Origin of the sequence: Spiroplasma endosymbiont of Clivina fossor, from assembly GCF_964031115.1 — a bacterium.
Taxonomy (GTDB): Bacteria; Bacillota_I; Bacilli_A; order Mycoplasmatales; family Nriv7; genus Nriv7.
The window spans coordinates 1-24,523 of record NZ_OZ035006.1; the positions used below are offsets into that span (position 1 = coordinate 1).

35 protein-coding genes and 1 pseudogene are annotated in these 24,523 nt (G+C 26.2%); 16 read left to right on the forward strand and 20 right to left on the reverse strand.

Annotated features, from left to right (window positions below):
• Positions 1–23 precede the first annotated feature (23 nt).
• Both AAHM82_RS00005 and AAHM82_RS00010 read left to right on the forward strand, forming a co-directional pair.
• Positions 24–506, forward strand: a complete 483-nt coding sequence (locus AAHM82_RS00005) for a DnaA ATPase domain-containing protein (RefSeq protein WP_342264888.1) — start codon at positions 24–26, stop codon at positions 504–506.
• Between the two features lie 80 nt (positions 507–586).
• The gene (locus tag AAHM82_RS00010) at positions 587–1,294 is read left to right on the forward strand and encodes an IS1/IS1595 family N-terminal zinc-binding domain-containing protein (RefSeq protein ID WP_342264142.1); all 708 of its coding nucleotides are present in this window, start codon (positions 587–589) and stop codon (positions 1,292–1,294) included.
• 39 nt (positions 1,295–1,333) lie between these two features.
• On the opposite strand, the pseudogene AAHM82_RS12350 reads toward AAHM82_RS00010, so the two are convergent.
• A pseudogene (locus tag AAHM82_RS12350) lies at positions 1,334–1,624 on the reverse strand (hypothetical protein); the annotation flags it as partial.
• Between the two features lie 697 nt (positions 1,625–2,321).
• On the opposite strand from AAHM82_RS12350, the gene AAHM82_RS00015 reads away from it, so the two are divergent.
• On the forward strand, positions 2,322–2,444 hold the full coding sequence (locus tag AAHM82_RS00015) for a hypothetical protein (RefSeq protein WP_342264143.1): 123 nt from the start codon (positions 2,322–2,324) through the stop codon (positions 2,442–2,444).
• A 5-nt stretch (positions 2,445–2,449) separates the two neighbouring features.
• On the opposite strand, the gene AAHM82_RS00020 is transcribed toward AAHM82_RS00015, so the two are convergent.
• Positions 2,450–3,409, reverse strand: a complete 960-nt coding sequence (locus tag AAHM82_RS00020; protein WP_342263352.1) for an IS1/IS1595 family N-terminal zinc-binding domain-containing protein — start codon at positions 3,407–3,409, stop codon at positions 2,450–2,452.
• Between the two features lie 114 nt (positions 3,410–3,523).
• On the opposite strand from AAHM82_RS00020, the gene AAHM82_RS00025 reads away from it, so the two are divergent.
• Positions 3,524–3,769 (forward strand): hypothetical protein, encoded by a 246-nt coding sequence (locus AAHM82_RS00025; RefSeq protein WP_342264144.1) that lies wholly within the window; start codon positions 3,524–3,526, stop codon positions 3,767–3,769.
• A gap of 23 nt (positions 3,770–3,792) precedes the next feature.
• Here the strand turns inward: AAHM82_RS00025 and AAHM82_RS00030 are convergent, their stop codons facing one another.
• The gene (locus AAHM82_RS00030; protein WP_342264145.1) at positions 3,793–5,280 is read right to left on the reverse strand and encodes a hypothetical protein; all 1,488 of its coding nucleotides are present in this window, start codon (positions 5,278–5,280) and stop codon (positions 3,793–3,795) included.
• 139 nt (positions 5,281–5,419) lie between these two features.
• Between AAHM82_RS00030 and AAHM82_RS00035 the strand changes: the two genes are divergently transcribed.
• From AAHM82_RS00035 to AAHM82_RS00045, 3 genes are all read left to right on the forward strand, one after another.
• Complete coding sequence (locus tag AAHM82_RS00035; protein ID WP_342264146.1) at positions 5,420–5,860, forward strand: transposase family protein; 441 nt, start codon at positions 5,420–5,422, stop codon at positions 5,858–5,860.
• A 260-nt stretch (positions 5,861–6,120) separates the two neighbouring features.
• Complete coding sequence (locus AAHM82_RS00040; protein WP_342263352.1) at positions 6,121–7,080, forward strand: IS1/IS1595 family N-terminal zinc-binding domain-containing protein; 960 nt, start codon at positions 6,121–6,123, stop codon at positions 7,078–7,080.
• 111 nt (positions 7,081–7,191) lie between these two features.
• Positions 7,192–7,404, forward strand: a complete 213-nt coding sequence (locus AAHM82_RS00045) for a transposase family protein (protein WP_425289037.1) — start codon at positions 7,192–7,194, stop codon at positions 7,402–7,404.
• A 144-nt stretch (positions 7,405–7,548) separates the two neighbouring features.
• Here the strand turns inward: AAHM82_RS00045 and AAHM82_RS00050 are convergent, their stop codons facing one another.
• The 15 genes from AAHM82_RS00050 to AAHM82_RS00115 all read right to left on the reverse strand — a co-directional run bounded on the left by AAHM82_RS00050 (position 7,549) and on the right by AAHM82_RS00115 (position 17,039).
• Complete coding sequence (locus AAHM82_RS00050) at positions 7,549–8,040, reverse strand: hypothetical protein (protein WP_342264147.1); 492 nt, start codon at positions 8,038–8,040, stop codon at positions 7,549–7,551.
• A complete protein-coding gene (locus AAHM82_RS00055) occupies positions 8,021–8,587 on the reverse strand; it encodes a hypothetical protein (RefSeq protein WP_342264148.1) in 567 nt (188 codons plus the stop codon). The genes AAHM82_RS00050 and AAHM82_RS00055 overlap by 20 nt, the downstream gene beginning before the upstream one ends.
• A 152-nt stretch (positions 8,588–8,739) precedes the next feature.
• Positions 8,740–9,282 carry a hypothetical protein gene (locus AAHM82_RS00060; protein WP_342264149.1) on the reverse strand — a complete coding sequence of 181 codons (543 nt, stop codon included), beginning with the start codon at positions 9,280–9,282 and terminating at the stop codon, positions 8,740–8,742.
• Positions 9,282–9,422, reverse strand: coding sequence for a hypothetical protein (locus tag AAHM82_RS00065; RefSeq protein WP_342264150.1), 141 nt, complete (start codon positions 9,420–9,422; stop codon positions 9,282–9,284). Before AAHM82_RS00065 ends, AAHM82_RS00060 begins: the two co-directional genes overlap by 1 nt.
• On the reverse strand, positions 9,415–9,687 hold the full coding sequence (locus AAHM82_RS00070) for a hypothetical protein (RefSeq protein WP_342262364.1): 273 nt from the start codon (positions 9,685–9,687) through the stop codon (positions 9,415–9,417). Before AAHM82_RS00070 ends, AAHM82_RS00065 begins: the two co-directional genes overlap by 8 nt.
• 18 nt (positions 9,688–9,705) lie before the next feature.
• A complete protein-coding gene (locus AAHM82_RS00075) occupies positions 9,706–11,055 on the reverse strand; it encodes a hypothetical protein (RefSeq protein WP_342263765.1) in 1,350 nt (449 codons plus the stop codon).
• 50 nt (positions 11,056–11,105) lie between these two features.
• Complete coding sequence (locus AAHM82_RS00080) at positions 11,106–12,707, reverse strand: hypothetical protein (protein ID WP_342264151.1); 1,602 nt, start codon at positions 12,705–12,707, stop codon at positions 11,106–11,108.
• 58 nt (positions 12,708–12,765) lie between these two features.
• Positions 12,766–13,377: a hypothetical protein gene (locus AAHM82_RS00085; RefSeq protein ID WP_342263763.1), complete on the reverse strand. Its 612-nt coding sequence runs from the start codon at positions 13,375–13,377 to the stop codon at positions 12,766–12,768.
• 245 nt (positions 13,378–13,622) lie between these two features.
• A complete protein-coding gene (locus AAHM82_RS00090; protein WP_342263485.1) occupies positions 13,623–14,132 on the reverse strand; it encodes a hypothetical protein in 510 nt (169 codons plus the stop codon).
• An 83-nt stretch (positions 14,133–14,215) separates the two neighbouring features.
• On the reverse strand, positions 14,216–14,581 hold the full coding sequence (locus tag AAHM82_RS00095; protein WP_342263762.1) for a hypothetical protein: 366 nt from the start codon (positions 14,579–14,581) through the stop codon (positions 14,216–14,218).
• Entirely contained in the window at positions 14,559–15,002 is a 444-nt protein-coding gene (locus tag AAHM82_RS00100; RefSeq protein WP_342263483.1) for a hypothetical protein, read from the reverse strand. The genes AAHM82_RS00095 and AAHM82_RS00100 overlap by 23 nt, the downstream gene beginning before the upstream one ends.
• Before the next feature lie 260 nt (positions 15,003–15,262).
• Entirely contained in the window at positions 15,263–15,655 is a 393-nt protein-coding gene (locus tag AAHM82_RS12355) for a transposase family protein (RefSeq protein ID WP_342264845.1), read from the reverse strand.
• Entirely contained in the window at positions 15,652–16,092 is a 441-nt protein-coding gene (locus tag AAHM82_RS12360) for a transposase family protein (protein WP_342263396.1), read from the reverse strand. The genes AAHM82_RS12355 and AAHM82_RS12360 overlap by 4 nt, the downstream gene beginning before the upstream one ends.
• Before the next feature lie 319 nt (positions 16,093–16,411).
• Complete coding sequence (locus AAHM82_RS00110; RefSeq protein WP_342264152.1) at positions 16,412–16,636, reverse strand: hypothetical protein; 225 nt, start codon at positions 16,634–16,636, stop codon at positions 16,412–16,414.
• A gap of 25 nt (positions 16,637–16,661) precedes the next feature.
• Positions 16,662–17,039, reverse strand: a complete 378-nt coding sequence (locus AAHM82_RS00115) for a hypothetical protein (RefSeq protein ID WP_342264153.1) — start codon at positions 17,037–17,039, stop codon at positions 16,662–16,664.
• Positions 17,040–17,494: 455 nt separating this feature from the next.
• Between AAHM82_RS00115 and AAHM82_RS00120 the strand changes: the two genes are divergently transcribed.
• From AAHM82_RS00120 to AAHM82_RS00145, 6 genes are all read left to right on the forward strand, one after another.
• Positions 17,495–17,764: a helix-turn-helix domain-containing protein gene (locus tag AAHM82_RS00120; RefSeq protein WP_342264889.1), complete on the forward strand. Its 270-nt coding sequence runs from the start codon at positions 17,495–17,497 to the stop codon at positions 17,762–17,764.
• A gap of 172 nt (positions 17,765–17,936) precedes the next feature.
• Positions 17,937–19,058 carry a DNA polymerase III subunit beta gene (gene dnaN, locus AAHM82_RS00125; protein ID WP_342264154.1) on the forward strand — a complete coding sequence of 374 codons (1,122 nt, stop codon included), beginning with the start codon at positions 17,937–17,939 and terminating at the stop codon, positions 19,056–19,058.
• A gap of 622 nt (positions 19,059–19,680) precedes the next feature.
• The gene (locus AAHM82_RS00130; RefSeq protein ID WP_342264155.1) at positions 19,681–20,007 is read left to right on the forward strand and encodes a hypothetical protein; all 327 of its coding nucleotides are present in this window, start codon (positions 19,681–19,683) and stop codon (positions 20,005–20,007) included.
• Between the two features lie 2 nt (positions 20,008–20,009).
• A complete protein-coding gene (locus AAHM82_RS00135) occupies positions 20,010–20,231 on the forward strand; it encodes a hypothetical protein (RefSeq protein ID WP_342262239.1) in 222 nt (73 codons plus the stop codon).
• A 164-nt stretch (positions 20,232–20,395) separates the two neighbouring features.
• Complete coding sequence (locus AAHM82_RS00140; RefSeq protein ID WP_342264156.1) at positions 20,396–20,626, forward strand: hypothetical protein; 231 nt, start codon at positions 20,396–20,398, stop codon at positions 20,624–20,626.
• Positions 20,627–20,704: 78 nt separating this feature from the next.
• Complete coding sequence (locus tag AAHM82_RS00145) at positions 20,705–21,037, forward strand: hypothetical protein (RefSeq protein ID WP_342264157.1); 333 nt, start codon at positions 20,705–20,707, stop codon at positions 21,035–21,037.
• Positions 21,038–21,297: 260 nt separating this feature from the next.
• Here AAHM82_RS00145 and AAHM82_RS00150 read toward each other — a convergent pair whose 3' ends face one another.
• Both AAHM82_RS00150 and AAHM82_RS00155 read right to left on the reverse strand, forming a co-directional pair.
• Positions 21,298–21,633, reverse strand: coding sequence for a hypothetical protein (locus tag AAHM82_RS00150; RefSeq protein ID WP_342264158.1), 336 nt, complete (start codon positions 21,631–21,633; stop codon positions 21,298–21,300).
• Positions 21,626–22,585, reverse strand: a complete 960-nt coding sequence (locus tag AAHM82_RS00155) for an IS1/IS1595 family N-terminal zinc-binding domain-containing protein (protein ID WP_342264159.1) — start codon at positions 22,583–22,585, stop codon at positions 21,626–21,628. The genes AAHM82_RS00150 and AAHM82_RS00155 overlap by 8 nt, the downstream gene beginning before the upstream one ends.
• A gap of 372 nt (positions 22,586–22,957) precedes the next feature.
• On the opposite strand from AAHM82_RS00155, the gene rpmH reads away from it, so the two are divergent.
• Genes rpmH through yidC form a run of 3 tightly spaced genes read left to right on the forward strand, consistent with a single transcriptional unit; the run spans position 22,958 to position 24,510 of the window.
• Complete coding sequence (gene rpmH, locus AAHM82_RS00160) at positions 22,958–23,092, forward strand: 50S ribosomal protein L34 (protein WP_215826699.1); 135 nt, start codon at positions 22,958–22,960, stop codon at positions 23,090–23,092.
• A 17-nt stretch (positions 23,093–23,109) separates the two neighbouring features.
• Positions 23,110–23,439 (forward strand): ribonuclease P protein component, encoded by a 330-nt coding sequence (rnpA, locus tag AAHM82_RS00165; protein WP_342264160.1) that lies wholly within the window; start codon positions 23,110–23,112, stop codon positions 23,437–23,439.
• A 12-nt stretch (positions 23,440–23,451) separates the two neighbouring features.
• Positions 23,452–24,510: a membrane protein insertase YidC gene (yidC, locus tag AAHM82_RS00170; RefSeq protein ID WP_342264161.1), complete on the forward strand. Its 1,059-nt coding sequence runs from the start codon at positions 23,452–23,454 to the stop codon at positions 24,508–24,510.
• Positions 24,511–24,523 lie beyond the last annotated feature (13 nt).

The following is a 24,523-nucleotide window of genomic DNA, read 5'->3' on the forward strand; positions in this document are numbered from 1 at the left end:
TGTGATTTATGAGTTATAAAGAAATGTGGGAACAAGTTAAAACAAAATTAATGGGCGAAACAATTGATCCAATTATTTTTAATACTTATATTAAAAATACTAATATTCATTCAATTACTAATAATAATGAATGTATCATTTTAGTTCGGAGTGGTTTTGCAAAAGAAATTTTAACAAAAAATTTAACTAATAAAATTCAAATTATTATTAATCAAGTTAGTAATCGGCAACTAAGTGTTAAATTCCTTGAACAATATGAAATTGAAAATATGCCCCATCAACAATATGATGAATGTGATGATAATTTAAAAAGTAATAAGAAAAAATTTACCTTTACTAACTTTGTTAAAGGAGCTTGTAATCAAGATGCTTATCAAGCATCATTAGCTGTTGTTAAAAATCTTGGTGTTAGTTGAAATCCATTATTTATTTATGGAAATTCAGGACTAGGTAAAACGCATTTATTACATGCTGTAGAAAATGAAATTATTAAAAATAATTTTTAATTTTGTCGAAAACTCTTGATATTTATTGAATATACTTAATTTTAGATATATTTTTAATATGATAGAGGTGGATAATAATTATGGAAAAAATAATTCAAGAACTAGTAAATACTTTAACAGATGATCAATTTTTAGAATTTTATGAAAAAGTCAAACAACAAGCAGAATTAATAAAAAAACAAAAACGGTTAAATGAAATTGATCAAAAATTTAGAGCGCAAGGTATTAAATGCCCTAAATGTGAATCTTACCATTGCGTTAAAAATGGACATAATTCAGAAGGAAAACAAAAATATTTATGTAAAAATTGCCGTGCAAGTTTTGACGCTTTTCGTAATCATTTTATTTATTGAAGTCATTTAAATTATGAACAATGAAATTTATTGATTCAAATTTCATTGCCGGGGCAATCTAGTAAAACAATTTCTCGTTTTATTAAAACTACATTAAAAACTGCTTGATATAATCGTCAAAAATTAATGAAATCAAAACAATTAGAAAATACCCAATTAAAATTTAAAAAATTATCTGGTAAAATCCAAATCGATGAAACATTTATTAAAGAAATCCATAAAGGAAATTTCAAATATAAAACTGATCCACGAAGAATTCACCTTGACCCATTCGCAACTAATACTAAATGCTGTATTCAAATGGCAATTGATAATAATAACAATATTTATGTTAAATCCACAATTTCTAACATCCATTTTATCGTCCTTAATATTTTTTTCACTTTTTTGAAATGCTTCCTTTCAGCATTGATCATAATGTGTTATTTCAAATAGTTCATCAGGGTTTGCGTCTTCAAAAAATAAATAAATATTATCAATAAAACTTTTAATTTCTTTACTTAAATTAATTTCACTTTTTGTATTAAAAATTAAAGGTCTATTATGTTGTTTGCGAATACTTATAATAACAGGTCCATTGTTATAAGCTACTTCTTCATTTACACTAAATAAAGGTTTATTCTTAATTAATAAATGAAAAACTTGTGCTAAATGAAGCAATTTATGAAGCATAAATTCTCCTTTATACATTTCAAAGCCAATTTTTTTAAAAAGTTGTTTTGAGTTAAATAAAGCTGGATTTTTACGAATTAAATATTTTGCCATATCCACAACATTATTATTTTTCACAATTAAGACACCCTCCTCCTACCATTATTAACTTAAATTATACACTATTTTAAAAGTAAGAACTCTGGGTGCCGTGCCAATCAGCTATCTATAATTATGAATATAACATATTTTATAAGGATGCTTTTTATCCATTGGTGAAACCAAATTAAAAATCCAACCCCGCGTAAACATATTTAATTATTTTAATCTTTAACCAATAATTTAGAAATTGCTTTCATAAACTTATCTTTCTTATTTAACTCTATACCACTTTTAATCATTTCATCACTGTAACTAATTGTTTTTCTTTTCATTTTAATTTCCCTCCTTAAACTTAATTCAAAATTATTAACTTAATTATACACTTTTTTTTAAAAAATAAGAACTCTGGGAGGGTTGACTTTCACAAAATCTGCGTGTATAATCTAGTTGTTTATTAAATTAAAAAAATTACGGAAGTTCTTTCAATAAAGTCAGGGTCCCCAAGGTCCTGCTAAACGCGGACCCCTAACAGGTTAAAAAGCGGTGCCGAGATTTTTTGTAAGCTTAATAAAATTCTAGTATATTGACGCTTCGTTTGTGGAAGCAACCCGACCAGCCGACATTAAATTTCAAAAACAAAACAAGAGAGACCCAGAAAGGTCTCTTTTTAGTCCCGATTAATTAAATTTATTTTTGGAGGAGTTATTAAATGCAAGAACAAAAAAATAAAAGAAAAATTTTAATTTTGTCGAAAACTCTTGATAAAATAAAAAAAATCATCAACTTGATAATTTTAAAAGGCTTTTATGTAAAATTACTATTTTTACTTTAACTTTTTTATACATTAAAATATAATACCGCTGTTTGTTGGTTTGGAGTTAAACCCTTATGTTGGTATTTTCATTTTCAGAGATTTAAATAATTTTGAATATTAGTAAAACCTAAACCATGATAATGAATTAAGGCTTCTTTAAGACTAGATTGTAATTTACTGATTTTATTTAAGTTACGATAACTAGCTTCAGGATTAATTGTTGTTTTAGTTACACATAAAGTAGAATTTGTTTGTTTTGCTACTAAAAAATATAATTTTTGCATATCAGAAGTAATAATTGAATTTTCGTTAATTAATTCTTTGTTCATATTTTCAATAACTCATTGTTTTTGTAAACGTTTGGTGTTTGTGGATTTAACATAAATATTGTTATTATTATCAATTGCCATTTGAATACAGCATTTAGTATTAGTTGCGAATGGGTCAAGGTGAATTCTTCGTGGATCAGTTTTATATTTGAAATTTCCTTTATGGATTTCTTTAATAAATGTTTCATCGATTTGGATTTTACCAGATAATTTTTTAAATTTTAATTGGGTATTTTCTAATTGTTTTGATTTCATTAATTTTTGACGATTATATCAAGCAGTTTTTAATGTAGTTTTAATAAAACGAGAAATTGTTTTACTAGATTGCCCCAGCAATGAAATTTGAATCAATAAATTTCATTGTTCATAATTTAAATGACTTCAATAAATAAAATGATTACGAAAAGCGTCAAAACTTGCACGGCAATTTTTACATAAATATTTTTGTTTTCCTTCTGAATTATGTCCATTTTTAACGCAATGGTAAGATTCACATTTAGGGCATTTAATACCTTGCGCTCTAAATTTTTGATCAATTTCATTTAAACGTTTTTGTTTTTTTATTAATTCTGCTTGTTGTTTGACTTTTTCATAAAATTCTAAAAATTGATCATCTGTTAAAGTATTTACTAGTTCTTGAATTATTTTTTCCATAATTATTATCCACCTCTATCATATTAAAATATACCTAAAATTAAGTATATTCAATAAATATCAAGAGTTTTCGACAAAATTAAAAAAGAAAAATAAAAATATGGGGGGGTATTTGTGATTACAGGAATAGTAATATCAATAATTTTAGGAATAGTAGCTTATAGCAGAAGTAACAAATACTTTCTAGAATCTGATGGTGAAATAGTCTATTGTGGAAGTACAATATGAATGAAACTACATGGTAGAGATACTAGTCAAGAAAATATTGAATTAATATGTAAATATAACCCCCCCCCCCCAATTTTAAAAAATGAAATGGCAAATATCATAAAAATTACTTTAAATAAAATAATATACTAAAAAGAAGGTTTTTAACCTTCTTTTTAAATTTCTAAATTAATGTATGAATCAGATTTGTTATTAAATAAATAAATATTCATTATTTCTACATATCCATTATTTGTTTCAAATTTAAAATTATATTGACCTTGTCCAAAAATAACAGATAATTCCAATCGCTTGAAATTACTTATTTCTTTTTCTAAAAGAAATTTACATTGCTTAGTAATGTCAAGTTTATTTATTTCTTTAAATCACCTAAAATTACTTAATAACGCCTCTAATCCCTTTCCATAAATATTTATAACACTACTTAATTGTGTTTTTTCAACAATACAATTTACAAAATTTTTACCATAATTTCCATCCGCTAATTTTATATCTTTTGGCAGTAAACTAGGGATGTCGTTTGGTTCTAAATTATTAATTAATGGCAGTCAATTAAACTGGTTACTATTCAATTTAAATAATTGATTTTGCGATATATCATTATTAACTAATTGAATATTATTATTATCAAAATTAAAGTACTCTGATTTTAAAACAACTTCTACATCTTTGAATTTATAATATCCATCATCAAGCAACGGAACTGAAATGAGCTCAAAATAATAAGGCAATAATAGTTTGTAATCATCATTTAAGCCAATATTTATTGACAATTCAGAAAGGATGTATTCAGAAAGCATCATAATAATTTGTTTAAATATTTGTACTGAAGGATGTTTTATTAACTTAGGGTTTTCAAATTTTCAGTCCTCAAAAAGATTAGTAATAACTACTTCGGGTTTTTGACCAACAAATTTATTTTCTTTCAATTTTGCAATATCATCTAATGGAGTATTATTTTTATCATATGTTGCATATTTAAAATTTGTTCGGTAGTTATATGTATAATCTAACATGTCTAATAAAACTTTTTGAAGACTATCAATTTTAAAAATTTCTTTAAATTCTAATTCCACTCTATCATAATTCTTGGTTAAATTATATGAGGTAGCGTCTAGACAACTTGGCTTAAGTCCGCCAATAGCACCAGGTAGAGTGATTGTTTCATTTAAAATAATATTTTCTTTTAATAAATCCACGGGTAGGCAACCAACGGGTACACTCTGATATTTTTGTGTATTTCTAGTAATATGCATTGATGTTACTCTTGCATCAATAAAAACTTTTTTTCTTGATTCTGTTCCGCCACCAACCGTAATCAAATCTAAAGCACTTTTCTCGTTAAAAAACAATTTTGCTTTTTCTCATGCTAAAACTTGACTAGACATTCATTGTTGCAATATTCTAACTTTTGGCTCAGTTTCAATCGGCATTGATAGCATTGGTAACATAACCTTGTCATTTTCTATAAATAATCGTGGATAACCCGCCACGTCGTTTACTTCCCCGATTAATTTAATATTTCCAAATAAAGCTTGCCGTGGAAATTTAATAGTAATTGCTTTAACCTTTGTATCTTCGGGCAATTGTTTTTGAATACGAACAATAATGGGATTAGAACCACGAACTTTAAAATCTTGCACCCGTACTAAAACTGTTTCCTTGGTTACCTTAATTGATTTTGGGGCATAGCGTTCGGTGTAAGAATTTATAATAGACTTCTTGCAAAATTAATTTAAAATATAATTGAATTGTTGTTTTTAATAAAAAGGTGGAATTTAAATGAAATTTAAAAAAAATAATCAAATAAGTGATAAAAATTTTTTAAGATTAACTGGTATTAAACATACTACTTTTAATAAAATGCTAGAAATTTTAAAAATAGAAGAATTAAAAAAGAGATTTCGTCGCGGAAGAACCAATAAATTATCATTAGAAAATCGTATTTTAATGACTTTAGAATATTGAAGAGAATATAGAACTTATTTTCATATTGCAAAAAGTTATGATATTAGTGAAAGTAGTTGTTATAGAAATATCAAATGAATTGAAGACACTTTAATAAAACACCCTAATTTTCAACAACTTACTGGTCAAAAATCACTATTAAAAGATTATTTCAAAGATAAGACTGTTATAATTGATGTAACTGAAAGCCAAATCCAACACCCAAAAAAAGACAAAAACAGCACTACTCAGGAAAAAAGAAAAAACACACAATAAAAACACAAGTTATAATTGAAAAAGATAGTAAAAAAAATTATTAGTTCTGATTTTTCTTATGGTAAAAACCATGACTTTAAAATTTTAAAAGATTCAAAAATTAAATTTTTACCAGAAACAACTGTTTTAGTGGATTTAGGTTATCAAGGCATACAAAAAATTAATCATAATGTTTTTTTAATTTTGTCGAAAACTCTTGATATTTATTGAATATACTTAATTTTAGGTATATTTTAATATGATAGAGGTGGATAATAATTATGGAAAAAATAATTCAAGAACTAGTAAATACTTTAACAGATGATCAATTTTTAGAATTTTATGAAAAAGTCAAACAACAAGCAGAATTAATAAAAAAACAAAAACGTTTAAATGAAATTGATCAAAAATTTAGAGCGCAAGGTATTAAATGCCCTAAATGTGAATCTTACCATTGCGTTAAAAATGGACATAATTCAGAAGGAAAACAAAAATATTTATGTAAAAATTGCCGTGCAAGTTTTGACGCTTTTCGTAATCATTTTATTTATTGAAGTCATTTAAATTATGAACAATGAAATTTATTGATTCAAATTTCATTGCTGGGGCAATCTAGTAAAACAATTTCTCGTTTTATTAAAACTACATTAAAAACTGCTTGATATAATCGTCAAAAATTAATGAAATCAAAACAATTAGAAAATACCCAATTAAAATTTAAAAAATTATCTGGTAAAATCCAAATCGATGAAACATTTATTAAAGAAATCCATAAAGGAAATTTCAAATATAAAACTGATCCACGAAGAATTCACCTTGACCCATTCGCAACTAATACTAAATGCTGTATTCAAATGGCAATTGATAATAATAACAATATTTATGTTAAATCCACAAACACCAAACGTTTACAAAAACAATGAGTTATTGAAAATATGAACAAAGAATTAATTAACGAAAATTCAATTATTACTTCCGATATGCAAAAATTATATTTTTTAGTAGCAAAACAAACAAATTCTACTTTATGTGTAACTAAAACAACAATTAATCCTGAAGCTAGTTATCGTAACTTAAATAAAATCAGTAAATTACAATCTAGTCTTAAAGAAGCCTTAATTCATTATCATGGTTTAGGTTTTACTAATATTCAAAATTATTTAAATCTCTGAAAATGAAAATACCAACATAAGGGTTTAACTCCAAATCAACAAACAGCGGTATTATATTTTAATGTATAAAAAAAGTTAAAGTAAAAATAGTAATTTTACATAAAAGCCTTTTAAAATTATCAAGTTGATGATTTTTTTTATTTTATCAAGAGTTTTCGACAAAATTAAAATAATGTTTTAATTCCTAAAAGAAAATCAAAGAAAAACCCTTTAAATAAAGAAGAAAAGCAAAATAATGAGCGAATTTCAAAAATGAGAATTGTTATTGAAAATGTTTTTGCTATACTTAAAAAATTTAAAATTATTAGTGAAAAATATCGAAATCGTAGAAAAAGATTTGCTTTAAGATTTAATTTAATAGCTTCAATTTATAATTTACAACTATTAGTTTAAATATATTTGATAATTTAAAATTTCAGTCTTTTTTTATTGTAAATAATAATTTTTATTATGTTTTAATGACAAAATATTTGTAAAAATAATCTAAAAATTATTTTAATAACACTTTTATATTTATTTTAAATTTAAAAATTATAATTATCATATTAATTTTGCAAGAAGTCTAATATACAATTCATCCAAATTATTTTCGTTTGCCGGTTCACCAATAGAAACAACATGAAGATTAAATTTGCCGTATAAACTTTCATCTTGAAAAATTATAGTCTTGGCATCGACCATAGTATATTCAACACTATTATCTTGAATATTAGTAGCATTGCGAGCATCTAATTCTAAATTAAAGTCACTAACTTCATAAGCAATCGTTTTTTTAACTTCTAACGGGTCAATAAAGCCAATTTTAACAACATTGGGAGAAAAGTATAAATTAGGTTTATTTGTGTTTTTAATCAGGTTATTTAAAGGGTAAATATATAATTCGCGTTTTCTTGTTTCGTTATAAATTGTATGCAAGTCAGGGTCTGATTGTTCGGTGTAATTTGCAAAGTCCAGTGGAGTATTATCAATTGCATAATCACGATATTTTGTTTCATTTTCTTGACTTGGTTTAGTCTTCCAATCCGCCATTTTCTTGTCCTTTCATATCAATATTATTAATTTCTTTACCAATTGTGGTCGTTACATTCAAATTGACTTTGATTGTCATTTTTTCAAGTTCTTTTGAAATAAAACTGTTACCATTCAAGTCGCGGTCAAATTTAAGTAGTAAGTAAATAAAGTTTGCATGGGCTTCTTCTCGTAATAATAATTTTTGCTCGAGCATATTGTTAGTTTGAATATTAACCGCAGAACTTTCTTGACGAGTTTGTTGAGCCCCTTTATGAATTGCAGGTACATGCATTCCAATCCGTTTATTAATCTCGGTCACATTTCAATCATATAAATAAGTTAATTCTTTTCCTCTAAATTGACCATTAATAGTAGAAAAGGGTATTGGATTTTGTGCTTGATCATAATTCATGACTAAAACATGATTTTTAATAAAATCATCAATAATTTTATTTACATTTTTTTGAACATTACCAACAAGTGAATTTGTATTAATAAGAAATCTTGTGGCGTTTAAAATCGCATCTAGAATGCTTTGTTCATAAAAAATATCTAAAGCTTTCAATTTATCTTCAACACCAGCGATGTCAGCGCGCTCACTTGGTAAATTAGAAAAAATTGCAATTGGTATGTAATTAATTTCTAAAACTTGGTTAATATTTAATTTTTCATTATTGCGTTGTTTTTCAAAATCATTAACTTTTATTATTGTTTGTTCTAATTTGGAAGTGCCATTATTGTCAACAATTTTTTGGTGCTTAGTTCATAAATTTCACGCGTAATTTTTACTTTGCTGTTTTCTAATTGGTAAGTTTCGTACATGCGTAAATTAAGATTATTTTTCTTATAGTCGTCGTAAAAAATTGTACATTGAATTAAATTTCCCAACACATCATATTCTCGCTCTGCTACTCGTATGGGTTGAAAATTCATAATTCCTTGATTTAAAAAAATTAGAAATGCTGAAATACCAATATCGCTAGCTCGTTTCTCATTAATCCAGTTTTTACTTTGAAAATCATTTTTATAAAGTCATGCCATTATTTTTGGTGATAAATCTTGTTGACTAATATTAATTTCCAACTTCTTAGGAGTTAATGCATTAGCCATAGTGTCGGACACATACGATTTATAATAATCTTCATGACCAAAAGGAGCAAAACCATACATTCGCAAAATTGATTTTTCAATTTCGCGTTTTTTAACTACTACATTATCATCTTTATCACTAAATCATTTTTTAGTAAATCGTAATGGCATTATTTACTTTCCAATTCTTCAACTTGTTTTTTTAAAATTTCAATTTTTTCAGAAATTAATTTCCCCAAAGGTACAAGTTCTAGAGTAATAAAGTTTAAAAAGTAAATTAACATTTTCAATCAAAATAATTTTTTAGCCATTATTTTTAGCTCCTCGTTTTGGTTTGTTAATATTAATCTCGTTTTTATTAGCGTTATTATTTTTGATAGCAATAACCATATCAATCTTATTATTTATAATCATTAATTTAGTATCAATTTTATTTAACGCTTCTTTATTTTCTTGCTCCATTTTTTTCGCCTCCTTTTTTGTTTTTAAAGCCGAGATTATTCCCGTAATGCCAGCCGTTCCACCCAAACCGCCAATAATTGCTGTAAAAATACTTGCTACTGTTTCTGAATTCATATGATACTTTCTCCTCTCTTATTTAATTTTAGCCCCTAGGCCCACATAAATGTGAGCTATTAAACTAGTATTTTGTGGGCGGGTTTCTAAAATATCAGTTTCATTTTTTTCTGTTTCGGCTGAAAAAAATAAATAAATTTCTTCCGGGACCTCTTTTGGTCAAGCATCCAAAATAAGTGAGGACTGCATAACAATGTCAGAATCTTCCGGCATGTGGGGCATTGTGCCCACATTTCACCCTGTTGTTGTAAAAAAATAATTTTTTTTTCATTTGAAAACAAAAGAAGAATTGGGTTTGTCTAATTTCGGAGCCACATAAATCGGATGAATGTGGTGACCGACATTGTCATTTTCTGCGTTTAAAGGATTGTCTTTTTTGTGTCGCACAAAATCGCCCTCGCGAAGACTAGGCGTCACCAATTGACTGCCGTCGGCAAGAATGACGGTGTATGCCTTTTCTGAAAGTGGCAGTCAACCCTCTTCCAATTTTTTTAATTGAGAAAATCAAGCAATCGCTCCAATTAACGATTTTTGGATATTTTGAAAATTTTGAAAAATCAAATTTAGTTGCTTTTGTAATTTGGCAGAAAAATCAGCTGTTGTAGCGTGCGTATAATCGCCCTCTTGAGGATTAGGTTGTAAAGCATTTGGTGGTAAAGTCCCAATTTGTTTAGGGAAAGATACCGTTAAAGTTTCTGTTTCATGTTCATAATCAGAACTTGCATATTCCTCAATAACTAAATTAGTTACAGGCCCTCTAAGATTAGGATTTTGGGGGCATGTGTAATCCTGACAGCGACTTTGAAAAAATTTTAATTGTTTTTTTAATCGTTCATTTTTTTCTTTTTCTAATAACTTATCAACAACAAATTTACTGTAATACAAACCTAAATCAATCATATTAGCATCAACTGTATTTTCATCATTATAAGGAATTAAAAAATTTTTTAATTCTGTAAAATTAGCTAATGCTTTAACTCTTTGTGGAATCATATCTTGAGTATTATTTGCTAGAGTAGAGGCAATATAACTTGTACTAGAAGTATTCAAATTTTTTGTTGCATCAACAAAAAATTCAACTGGAACTCTGTTAAACACTCAATGCTCAATCAAAATATAAATCATGTCCATAACGGTTTCTTTAATTTCATCAGGAAAAGTAGTAAATTCTCACTTGTTAAAAATAAAGTCAAGATACATGTTGCAATCATTTTGAGCTCTTAAAGCGAAAGTTTTAAATCAATCATCAAAATTAGCAAAATTTAAATCTTTATATTTAGATGGTATAGCATCTAAAGTTCCAGTAAGTGGTTTGATAGTATGATAACCATTAATGGTTATATTTGGTCAAAGTTCTTTTAAGAGCATTTTTTATCACTTCCGATTTAGTTTTTTATTGATAGTAGTAATTTTTTTAGTTATTTGTTTTTGGATCATATTTTTAGCATTAATTTTCAAATTAATATTTTTGTTTTTAACAAGTGGCCTAACAAAGCGGTTTTTTTAACATTTCGTCCAACAATTCCCTTACCCAAAACACTATCAACGGCTCAATTAACATAGTTGTCTTTATTAAAAACTTGATTAAAATTTTCTTTAACTTTAAATAAATTTCCTTCTTTATAACGGTCATAAGTTATTTTTAAAAGCGGAGTTAAAACTCGATATAACTTTATACTATTGATGTAAAATTCTTGAACATTTGCTGGTAAAAATGGCATTAAAGATAATATGTTACCTTTAGTTTTACCCCAACCAATTGATCAACCACTTTCATACATATAAAATTTAAAAGGACTAGAAGCAGTTATTAATTGTTGTAATTTTAAGGGGGTAGTAATTATTGGCCCTATTGGTTGATATTCAGGATTTTGGTAGTAAATTGTAATCGCAATATCTGTTAGTATTCCTGTTGGTTTAACTTTGACTGCAAAAAAGACATCAAATATTAATGGCAATAAAGTACCATCGGTAATTATTTTCTTTTGCACTCTTGAAATAATGTTCTTAAAATTTGTATATTCTTGAATTTTGGTTGTAGTCTTTAATTCTATCTCTTTAATCGTTTCTCTTACAGGCTCAAACACTTTATTTAAACCTTTTTGAATTTGATATGTTGGCGATAATTTTTTCAATTTTTTTGTTTTTTCCATAATTTTATTAAATCTTTTAAGAAATTGAGAACGAAAAACATTTTCTGCTCGTAAAGTATTTAGTGATAATAATGTACCTTGACGAATTCCTGATTTTTGCATTTGGGTAATTAAATTAAATCAATTTTCTGTTGGCATTTTTGAAATTTCATTAATGTTTGTTCCGTAACGATTTAAAAATTGATTACCTCATTTTTCTTTAAATATCTTTGTTTTAGTTACAAGATTAGGATTAATTTTTCTTAGTAATGTTTCCATTTCCAAAAGTTGACCTAATGTTGTTACATTTGCACTTTTATAATTCTTAACAAATTGTTTTCGTGCCAAAAATCCTAAATGATTTAGCATAGTTTCTTTAGTTGGTTTTTTAGTATAATCAAATCAAGTTTTATATTTGTCAAGAATAATTTTTTTATTATAGACTTGGTACATAACCTGCTCTAAATTATTAGCCGTTGTTATTCCTAAGTGATTAATAATTTTATTTTCTTTCGCTAGATTAAAAAACTTTGTTGTTTTATAAGTTCTTGATATCTTACTAATTTCACCAATAGCTGGCGTTAAATTAAGTAAAGTGCTTATTGTATTACTTTGTTCTTTATAAATATCATAGACTTGATTAATTGTAAAATCAGTTACAACACGCACACTTGAAGCAATTAATTGGGATGTTAAATTTGATAATCCAGCACTTAGAGAAAATTTTAGCGACAGACCCGCAGTAAATTTTGCTAATAAAATACCAATGACTTGCACACCAACAAATTTTAATAATTCCAGTAAAAAATCATTTTCTTGTTTTTGAGGCAACCGCGTAGTTTTAATAACTCTCAACTGCAAAGCAGTTATATTAGTTCCAATGGGCATAATCTAAAAAAGGCTACCTAGCTATAGCCTAATTTCCTTTTTAATCATCTTTTTCACCTTAGTCTCCACCTGGGTCTGGTGTTGTTTTGTGATAATGAACCATTTTGGCTACAGCAACTTTACCAGTAAAAAATTCTCGTTCAGCAATATAAACTTGTCCCATATATTTTTCGTCTGTATACATACCTACATCCATAGGCAAATCAATACCTGTAAATGTCGCATATGCCAAAGTATTAACTCATATCATATTAACATTCTCGGGCAAGCGAGATTTAGGCACTTCAATAGTTATACAACCATTAACAACACCGACAACTCCGTTAACCATACCTAGCACACCATCAGGAGAAGCGGTTACCAATTTCGCATAAGTAGCTTCGGTCACTACATCAGCCGTCGCGAGCAAGAAACCACTTGTCCACTCATTTTCAGAATTGACAACAGCAATTCGCATTTTTGCCATTTCTTCAAGAATTGTGTTTTTAGTAATCAGTTTTGCGGTTGCAATTGCTGTACCGCCAGCCACTAATTGTTCAGCATCGTATTTGTCATAAATTTCAGCCATTTGTTGGCGAAGACGAATAATCTTACTTTCAATGAATTTGGGACCTACTGCTTTACTTTCTAAACGCCCTATGCGTTCTTGAATATCAATTACTTTGTCCAAGGTAGCTTCTATTTTTTTTCTCGTTGCATAGTTAGATTTGGAATCAGTATTTGGGTCTCATGTTCTATTAATAGTTCCGTTCGTCGCAAGTGGAATAACTACTTTCTCACCATATTCAAATTCGGTAAAAGCTATTTCATTTGCAAAAAGTTGGTGAATTAAACTTCCTGTTCGTGGAAATTCGGGTCTTCATTTGCTTGAAACCAATGTTCTTAATTGGTCAACATTAATAAAAAACGCCATTATTATTTATCTTCCTTTCTTTTAAACATTAACTCTTGAGGGGTTAAAGCATCTGATGAAAAAATTATTTCTTCTGAGTTAGAAGAAGGGTTAGTATTTTTATCATCAGCCTTATTTGGAACGCCTCCTGTGTCTAATGTGTGTTTAATTTTTGGCATCGTGGCCACAAAATTATTAATATCATTTTTAATTACTTCAATATCATTTTCAAAATTAATTGAGTTTTTCACAAAATTAATAAATTGATTATCAATATTAGCATCTTGAATTAATTTATTAATTTCTTGTTCTTTTTTAAAAGTTAAATATTCTTTTTCTTTGTCGGCAAATTTTTTTAGTGCATCCGTTTCTCTTTGTAACAGATTTTTTGCTTTTTCCTGAAAATTAGCAGTATAGTCATTTTGCTCAGTGAAGCCACGATATAAATTTTTCACCTTAAAAGTTCCATCAGCATTTTTTTCGGGTTGTCCGTCTTCACCAATAAAGACGATTTTTTTATCTCTAATTTTCATTTGGTGTGTACTCCTTTTTCAAATAAAAAACTCATTTGATATTCTAATTATCTAATGAGTTTTTCTAATTATTGAGTTTTTAGCTATTTATTTTTTCTTTTTTTTCCAATTTTTTTAAATTTTTCAACCTCAATGCTAAAAAATGTTTTATGGGTGGTCTTATTTGGATAATAACGATTGTGTAATTTTCCCTCAATTAAAATAATATCGTATTCTTTTAATTTTAAGAATCCTTTTTGCAACTTTTCTTCATAAATAGAGAGCGTTGTGTAGTTAAGACCCGCTCAACTAACTTGAACATTAACAACTTTAACAACAACACTACTAATAGCTATTTTTTGCTTAAATTCTGTGATTTTGGGAATATCTTTTAAAATAACTGTCAAATTTACAAAATTAACATAGTCAATTACTTCATTTTCTTTTTTAGTTTTTAGTGCTTTTAACATTTTGTTTTACCTCATTACCCAAAAAGTATTGAATATGCTTTCACGCATCGTGCTCGTGTTTGGTAAGTTTTAAGTTTCCTTTGTAAAAAAATCCTTTCTTTTTAGAAGGCTCTTGTCTAAGAAAGTGCCAATGATATTTAAACCTTAAAAGACTGCTTATTGCTCCAATAAGTTCTGAGGTTGCTAAAGGATTGGTAATCGTTCTACCTTTAGTTAAGAAAAAATTTTCAATAATAAACAATGGCTTAAAATTTTCTATTCTTTTAAAATTATCAAATAATTTTTTAATTTTAAAAATTGCTTGTTCAACGCTTTCAGAAATTATTGTTTCGTTAAATTCAATGCATGAATTTTCAAAATTCCAAAGAACAATACCAGTAGAACCAATTCCTGCGGGGTCGATTCCAATTATATAATTCATAAAATAAATACTTACCTTATGACAACTACATTTTTTCGTTGAGTAATCGGAAGCGGTGAATCACGCCTCAATAAAGATTTAGACATATTAGACTTCTTGCAAAATTAATATGATAATTATAATTTTTAAATTTAAAATAAATATAAAAGTGTTATTAAAATAATTTTTAGATTATTTTTACAAATATTTTGTCATTAAAACATAATAAAAATTATTATTTACAATAAAAAAAGACTGAAATTTTAAATTATCAAATATATTTAAACTAATAGTTGTAAATTATAAATTGAAGCTATTAAATTAAATCTTAAAGCAAATCTTTTTCTACGATTTCGATATTTTTCACTAATAATTTTAAATTTTTTAAGTATAGCAAAAACATTTTCAATAACAATTCTCATTTTTGAAATTCGCTCATTATTTTGCTTTTCTTCTTTATTTAAAGGGTTTTTCTTTGATTTTCTTTTAGGAATTAAAACATTATGATTAATTTTTTGTATGCCTTGATAACCTAAATCCACTAAAACAGTTGTTTCTGGTAAAAATTTAATTTTTGAATCTTTTAAAATTTTAAAGTCATGGTTTTTACCATAAGAAAAATCAGAACTAATAATTTTTTTACTATCTTTTTCAATTATAACTTGTGTTTTTATTGTGTGTTTTTTCTTTTTTCCTGAGTAGTGCTGTTTTTGTCTTTTTTTGGGCGTTGGATTTGGCTTTCAGTTACATCAATTATAACAGTCTTATCTTTGAAATAATCTTTTAATAGTGATTTTTGACCAGTAAGTTGTTGAAAATTAGGGTGTTTTATTAAAGTGTCTTCAATTCATTTGATATTTCTATAACAACTACTTTCACTAATATCATAACTTTTTGCAATATGAAAATAAGTTCTATATTCTCTTCAATATTCTAAAGTCATTAAAATACGATTTTCTAATGATAATTTATTGGTTCTTCCGCGACGAAATCTCTTTTTTAATTCTTCTATTTTTAAAATTTCTAGCATTTTATTAAAAGTAGTATGTTTAATACCAGTTAATCTTAAAAAATTTTTATCACTTATTTGATTATTTTTTTTAAATTTCATTTAAATTCCACCTTTTTATTAAAAACAACAATTCAATTATATTTTAAATTAATTTTGCAAGAAGTCTATTATATTTTTCTCCTTATGTGTTGTCAGCAAAGAAAATGAGTACATTTTTCTTGGGGCACACAGCAATTTTGATAATCATAATTTTTTTTAGTTTTTCGCTTACAATAATTTTCTATTCTTTTAAACTCACATTGCAATGATTTTTCTTTTAATTGATAATTAACTGCTTTTAACGCTGTAATTAATTCTTTATAAGAATATTTTTGGCGTAACGCTCTTTAAGTCAATAAAAATGTTTGTTTTCCATTAATTAATCTTCCTCAATTATTTCTTTATAAATAATTCATTTCCGCGGACGAATGACTTTTTTCTTGTAATAAATTACAGTTTCTAATGAGTGTACTTTTCTTTTAAAATTAGGATTATTACGCGAAAGTCCATAATAGCGTTCTACAATTTCGGCAACACTATCATAAACACCGACTAACTCATTGGTTTCGCAAGAATATATAACATAACAATATTTTTTAGCCATTTCGTACTTGTTCAAGATTTAATAACTAATTTAAATCAGTTTCTTTTAATCATTCGGGAATAATATAATTAAAATTAATATCTTTATCAGCTTCAGATTTTTTAATATTTTCTAAAAATTTTTGTCGATTTTTAATTTTAACTTCTTCATACAAATTAATAATTTCTTGCCCCTTAATGGTTGTAATTTTCTGTGCACCGTTGGCATCATACTTAATAACTTCATAATCATTTTCTGGAAAAATACCGACCACCATCTGATTTGCATATTTAATTGATGGGTATACTAGTTTTCTAGGAATTCAAGAACCACCACCACTATTGGGAATTGATAGTAAAATCGCATTTGTTGTTTCAGCAACAATATATTTTTTATTCAAAAATAAATTTTTTAAGTTAGTCATTATTTATTAACTCCTCATATCAATAATTTTTTAGTTTTTGTAAAAAGATAATATATATCCTTCCTTATATGCAATTTCCTAGTTAGCTAACATAGTTAACTATCTAAGAAATCTATGTTATTTCTCTTATGTTTAACTAAGTTATGTTAGCTAACTAGGTGCGAGAAATGCTCGAAATTATCAAAAAGCATTTTTTGGCACACCTAAAAAGTGTTTTCATATTTACAACACAACTTTTTAAATAGAATTTAGTTTTTGTTCGAACAAGTTAATAAATTAATAAAGTTAGTTTAATTTTATTAATTAAAATACCTATCTCCTTTAAAAAATTATTGTTAAGAGGAACATTCTTACTGGTCTAAAATGTCTGTGTTACCTTACAAGAAGATGTTAAAGAAGCATTTAAAAGTTCAAATATTATTATTGACAAGCGAGAAAAAATTACTATTAAAAAAATTAAACAAATTGTTGCCGAATATTATAATATTCCTGTTAAGTTGCTAATTAGTAAAACTAGAGTTGCAAACATTACGATTGCCCGTCATTTAGCAATGTTTTTAGCACGAACGCTTATTGATGAACCGTTTTCACGGATTGGGATTGAATTTGGTGGTAAAGACCATTCAACAGTAATGAATGCCTGTCAAAAAATTGAGATTTTAATTAAAAATAATAAAGAATTTGCTAAAGTAGTTCATTTGCTAATTGCTAAATGTCAAGGATAAACTTTTTTAAACCAAAAAAGTTATTAACAAAATTATCAACAAATTATTAACACTAAAAATGTGTGATACTATAAAATAGTTAGCGGTATTTGGAAGTTATCCACATTGTCCACAATATACTACTAATACTATAATAAATATAAATATTATAATATATAAGGAGTCACTCTAAATGATTATTACTATTTCTCGCACAAGATTACTAAATGAAATTAATAAAATTTCACGAATCATATCATATAAATCACCATTACCCGCATTAACAGGTCTATTATTTGAAGTTAAACCTGATAAACTAGTTTTAATTGGTTCTTCGGGAACATTATCAATGCAAGTTGAAATTAAAGTTAATGAAAGTAAATTACAAATTGAAGAATTAGGAAAAACTTTAATTAAAGTGCGATTTGTTAGTGAAGTGATTCGGAAAATTGAAAGTGAGATTATTCGCATTGAAGTTGTTGAAGGTAGTGTAATTCGGATTAATGCAAATAATTTTGATTCGCAATTAAATACTTTAGATGTTAATCAGTATCCTAAAATTTTATTTGATACTAGAGGACAAGAATTTATTATTAGTGATAGTGTTTTAAAAGCAATTGTTAATCAAGTTGGATTTGCAATTGGTGAACAAGAGAGAAATATTATTTTTACAGGGATTCATTTTTTGTTTAGTAAGGGAAAATTAAAGGTTACAGCTACTGATTCATTTCGATTAGCTAGTAAAGAGATAAATTTTCCCTATTATAGTAAGGATGATTATGAAGTTATTATTCCAGGAAAGGTAATTCAAGAAGTAAATAAGATTAGTGAAAAAAATAATGATGTTACAATAATTATTAATGAAAGAAATGTTGTTTTTAAGATTAATAATACAATTTTACAATCAAAAATTATTGATGGTAAGTATCCTAATATTAATAAAATTATTCCTGAAAGCTATAATAGTAAGATTGTGATTAATAATCGTGATTTATTAAATGCCATTGATCGTGCTAGTGTATTAAGTCACGAAATTAGTAATACTACAATTAAGTTAAACATTAGTAATGATAAAATTAAGGTGGAGTCTAGTTCTAGTGAAATTGGTAATTCTAATGAGCATCTAATCAAGTTTCAGTTATCTGGTGAGATAATGAATATTGCGTTTCGCTCACAGTATATGCTTGATGCGATTAGAGCTTTTAAGACTAGTGATTTAAATATTAATTTAACAGCTGAAGATAAACCAATTATTATTACTAGTGATGAGGATCCAACATTATTACAGCTAGTCTTACCAATGCGAACTTATTAGTTAAAAAATTAAAAATGCGAGTTTATAAATTTTTATGTTATGAATCCGCATTTTTAATTTTTAAGACTATTTTAAGACATTTTTAGTTGTATGTCATAAAAATTTATACTTGTCTTGGACGCATAAAGTTTTGTTAGGTAGGTAAAGATTTGAATAAGTATTAAGACAGTCAGCAATGATTGTCTTTTTATTTTATAAGGTGTTAAAATTTGTTCTTTGAAAATTAAATACAAGTGAGTTAATAATGTTGGTATGTATTAAAACACGATAAATTGTGGGTGGTCGCCATAACCAAAAGAAGTTTACCAGTTAATAGATAACACCCTATTAACTATAGCAATTTGTTTCGCTTTGCAATAAAAAAATGAATGGGTGGATTTCCTAAAAATATACACGCTATTAAATTAGTTCCAAGGGTAGGATGCGGATATTAAAGTGTAGAAATTTCTATGATAGGGGTATGTTAAGTTTAAAATTATTAAAATCTTTATCTAATTTAATAACAAAATTTACTAACAAAGCTTGTTAAACACTTAAATCTGCGATATATAAGTGTTTAAAAAACTAAGTTAACTAACTTAGTTAATATAACTTAGTTTATCTATAAGAAAGGTAATTTATTATGAAAAACATTGAAAACATTTTCTTAAATACTAAGAAATATCTTTTAAAAGAAACACAAAACGCAATGCTTATTAAAGCACCAAAAATTCCGTGATTTAATGAACAAATCGGTATTTGGTTTCCAAAGCGATTTGTTTATAAAGGAAAATATGAAAATTCTATTTGTATCGGAATAATAAAAGATAATAAAAATCAAGTAATTTCAATTAATCAAAAAGAAAATGAAACCAAATTAATTAAGGGGCAAGAATTATTAGGCTTCTTCATTGCCGAAAAAGAAAACAATAAAAAAGATATAAATTATAACTATTTTAAAGAAGTTTAAAAATGAATATTGCAATTGGAATAATATTTATTATCATTTGCATAATGCTATTGGCATATTTTGCTTATAAAATTTATGCCAAAATAAAAATTAGAATTAAATATAAAAATGCCATTAAAAATAATACTGGTAATTTTACAAAAGATGAAAAAGTATTTATTGCTCGCTTTGAAGAATGAGTTAAAGCTCCTAATTCAAAAGAAAATAATGAGAATAAAAAATAATGTTTTGAGAAATTATTATGGAATTTTTAAAACTGTTTGTTCCGATAGAAAAAATGCCTGCACAAGTTGCTTTTATTGCCGGATTAATTATTATCATTACTTTTCTTTTCGCGTTAATTTCAATTATGTATTTACCAATAAAAATGATTTTTGGGAGATAAAAAATGACAATAAATTTAAAAGAATTTAATTGAGAACAAATTAAACAAACTTTCTGAGATTTATTTATTCAAATTACAACTATTCCGGCTCATATTAGTGGCGGCAAAGAAATTGATTTAACCCAAGAAACACTTTGGCTTTTAATAGCAAATATTGCTTTTTGATTCTTGACAGCAATTATGGTGTGATTTATTCTAATGCTACTTTGAAAAACAATATCGGTATTTAGATAGAAACAAAACTAATGTCGCGAAGTTACATTGTGATGTATTCACAAAGAAATTCAAAATTAATTAGGAAAAAATACAATCGTGTTAACGATAATTGTGGTTTTAACAAATTTAAGAAAAACTTTGAATATAAATGATGAATGTTTTAAAAAAGAAAGAGGGTGATTATATGATTGGAACTTTCTTGGCCAATGCACAGCAACAGTAGAAAAAATAACAGCTAGTGACGCGATGACTAAATTATGAAATGCAATTATAACGGCATTTACTAAAATGTGAGAAATTATTGCTGTTAATATGCCGCAAGTCGGTAACTTCTTTGCTGACTACTGAATATTCATTTTTCCATTTATTTTGGCAATATTCTTTATTTGCTTTAAAATGTTTGAAAAACTACTTGGAGCAGTACGCTAATAAAAAAATAAAGTGAGGTGCAAGATGAAATTTTGCAAATGAATAATAGAAAAAAAATAACCATTTTATTGAATTGAATCGCATCTTATTTTTAATTTTATGACATTGGGGAGCAATTTGATATATTTACAACGGTTATTTTAAAATTAATAATTTTTTATTTTAATTTTGTCGAAAACTCTTGATAAAATAAAAAAAATCATCAACTTGATAATTTTAAAAGGCTTTTATGTAAAATTACTATTTTTACTTTAACTTTTTTATACATTAAAATATAATACCGCTGTTTGTTGGTTTGGAGTTAAGCCCTTATGTTGGTATTTTCATTTTCAGAGATTTAAATAATTTTGAATATTAGTAAAACCTAAACCATGATAATGAATTAAGGCTTCTTTAAGACTAGATTGTAATTTACTGATTTTATTTAAGTTACGATAACTAGCTTCAGGATTAATTGTTGTTTTAGTTACACATAAAGTAGAATTTGTTTTTAATTTTGTCGAAAACTCTTGATAAAATAAAAAAAATCATCAACTTGATAATTTTAAAAGGCTTTTATGTAAAATTACTATTTTTACTTTAACTTTTTTATACATTAAAATATAATACCGCTGTTTGTTGGTTTGGAGTTAAGCCCTTATGTTGGTATTTTCATTTTCAGAGATTTAAATAATTTTGAATATTAGTAAAACCTAAACCATGATAATGAATTAAGGCTTCTTTAAGACTAGATTGTAATTTACTGATTTTATTTAAGTTACGATAACTAGCTTCAGGATTAATTGTTGTTTTAGTTACACATAAAGTAGAATTTGTTTGTTTTGCTACTAAAAAATATAATTTTTGCATATCAGAAGTAATAATTGAATTTTCGTTAATTAATCCTTTGTTCATATTTTCAATAACTCATTGTTTTTGTAAACGTTTGGTGTTTGTGGATTTAACATAAATATTGTTATTATTATCAATTGCCATTTGAATACAGCATTTAGTATTAGTTGCGAATGGGTCAAGGTGAATTCTTCGTGGATCAGTTTTATATTTGAAATTTCCTTTATGGATTTCTTTAATAAATGTTTCATCGATTTGGATTTTACCAGATAATTTTTTAAATTTTAATTGGGTATTTTCTAATTGTTTTGATTTCATTAATTTTTGACGATTATATCAAGCAGTTTTTAATGTAGTTTTAATAAAACGAAAAATTGTTTTACTAGATTGCCCCAGCAATGAAATTTGAATCAATAAATTTCATTGTTCATAATTTAAATGACTTCAATAAATAAAATGATTACGAAAAGCGTCAAAACTTGCACGGCAATTTTTACATAAATATTTTTGTTTCCCTTCTGAATTATGTCCATTTTTAACGCAATGGTAAGATTCACATTTAGGGCATTTAATACCTTGCGCTCTAAATTTTTGATCAATTTCATTTAAACGTTTTTGTTTTTTTATTAATTCTGCTTGTTGTTTGACTTTTTCATAAAATTCTAAAAATTGATCATCTGTTAAAGTATTTACTAGTTCTTGAATTATTTTTTCCATAATTATTATCCACCTCTATCATATTAAAAATATACCTAAAATTAAAATTAAGTATATTCAATAAATATCAAGAGTTTTCGACAAAATTAAAAATTTTTTATTGTGTAAAAATTCAATAATATGATAAAATGGTAGTGAATAAAAATGACAATAACAAGAAAGGCAGGGTTAGTTTAGTAATTAAATAATATATAGCTGATTGTTTTACTTCTTCAAAGCAATACCTAAGAAAACTAAACGCGGTCTATCTTGTTATTTAGTTTGACTTAATAAGGATATGTCTGTAAAATTAATTGGAACTATAATTACTTTTTTAAAGTTTTTTTATTTTAGTTTAAAAACAGTAACTTATTTTTAAAGAGGAGAATGACAATGAAAAGAACCTACCAACCATCAAAAGAAAAAACAAAAAAAGTTCATGGTTTTCGTTCAAGAATGGCAACAGTTGCAGGAAGAAAAGTTTTACAAAACCGACGCAGAAAACAACGCGCTAAGTTAACAGTATAAAAGGATTTAAATAGACCTTGAAAAAGAAATTTCGTTTAAAAAAGAATTATGATTTTCAAAGAATTATTAATGGAAAACAAAAAATTTATAATAATTCATTTGTTATTTATTATGCAAATAATTCATTAGATCATTGTCGTTTTGGAATATCAGTTAGTAAAAAAAGTGCGAATGCTGTTAATCGTAATCGGATTCGTCGCCAAGTTCGTTCAATGTTACAAAAGGTTTGATGCTTAAAAAATAATAATATGGATATTATTATTTTAGTAAGACCACCTTATTTAAAACAGGAACATAGTAAAAATCAAAATCTTTTAGATATTTTATTAAAAAAGATTATTAAATAATGGAGAAAAATTATGGATTATAAAAAATATTTATTTGCGCCCAATAAGCCACAAACTCCATGGTGAAAACAAGTTTGAAAATTTGGTAAAATTTTCATTTATACTTTTTTTATTATCACCTTTTTATGAGGTTGTGGACAGATGTTTGATCCTAATGTGTCAACAAGTGGAAAAACTACGGGTGCAGGTTCAATATTTGGTACTTATTTTGAATTACTTTTCCCTGGTGATGGCAATAAGACACATTTTATAAATGGTGAAGAAGAATTACCTTTTAATGGTATTTCTAGTTGAAGTGAAGCTTGAACAGTTACTAAATCACCATTTTTTGGTTTATTTGTTTATCCAATTGCTGCATTATTATGAGTATTACTAAAAGGTTTTAGTGGCGGAATTGCTGCTGAACCAACAGCAGCGGCAGCAATTGGAGCAATGTTTGTTACCGCTTTAATAATTAAATTAATTACTTTAGCCTTTTCTTGAAAATCACAAAAAAATCAGGAGAAAATGCAAGCAATTCAATTAAAACAAGGCGAGATTCAAGCAAAATATAAAGGTTCAATTGATCCCCAAGCAAGACAAAAAATGCAATTAGAATTAATGGGATTATATAAAAAAGAAGGGGTTAAACCTTTAGCATCATTTGCAAGTTTATTTTTATCAATGCCATTTTTATATGCGATGTTTATGGTTGTTCGTTCCATGAGAATTTTGAAAGAACAAGAGTTTGGGGCAATTTCTTTTACAATAACACCTTGAGAAGGATTAAAAGCAGGAGACTGAGCATATTTAGCAATTGTTTTTGTTTATTTACCAATTCAAATTATTTCAATGTTATTACCAATGTATTTAAATCGTGGTAAGAAAAAAGTTTTTACTAAAGAATCGAAAGCAGCGCAAAAGAAACAATTAATTACACAGTTAATTATGACGGGGGTGTTTATGTTACTGGTCTTTACAATTGGTTCAGGAGTTGCGATATATTGAATTTTTTCTGGTGCATTGCAAATTGGACAAACAGTTTTATTTCATTATATAAATAAGAATGCTAAGTATAAAAAGAAAAAATAAAGTTGGAGTTGAA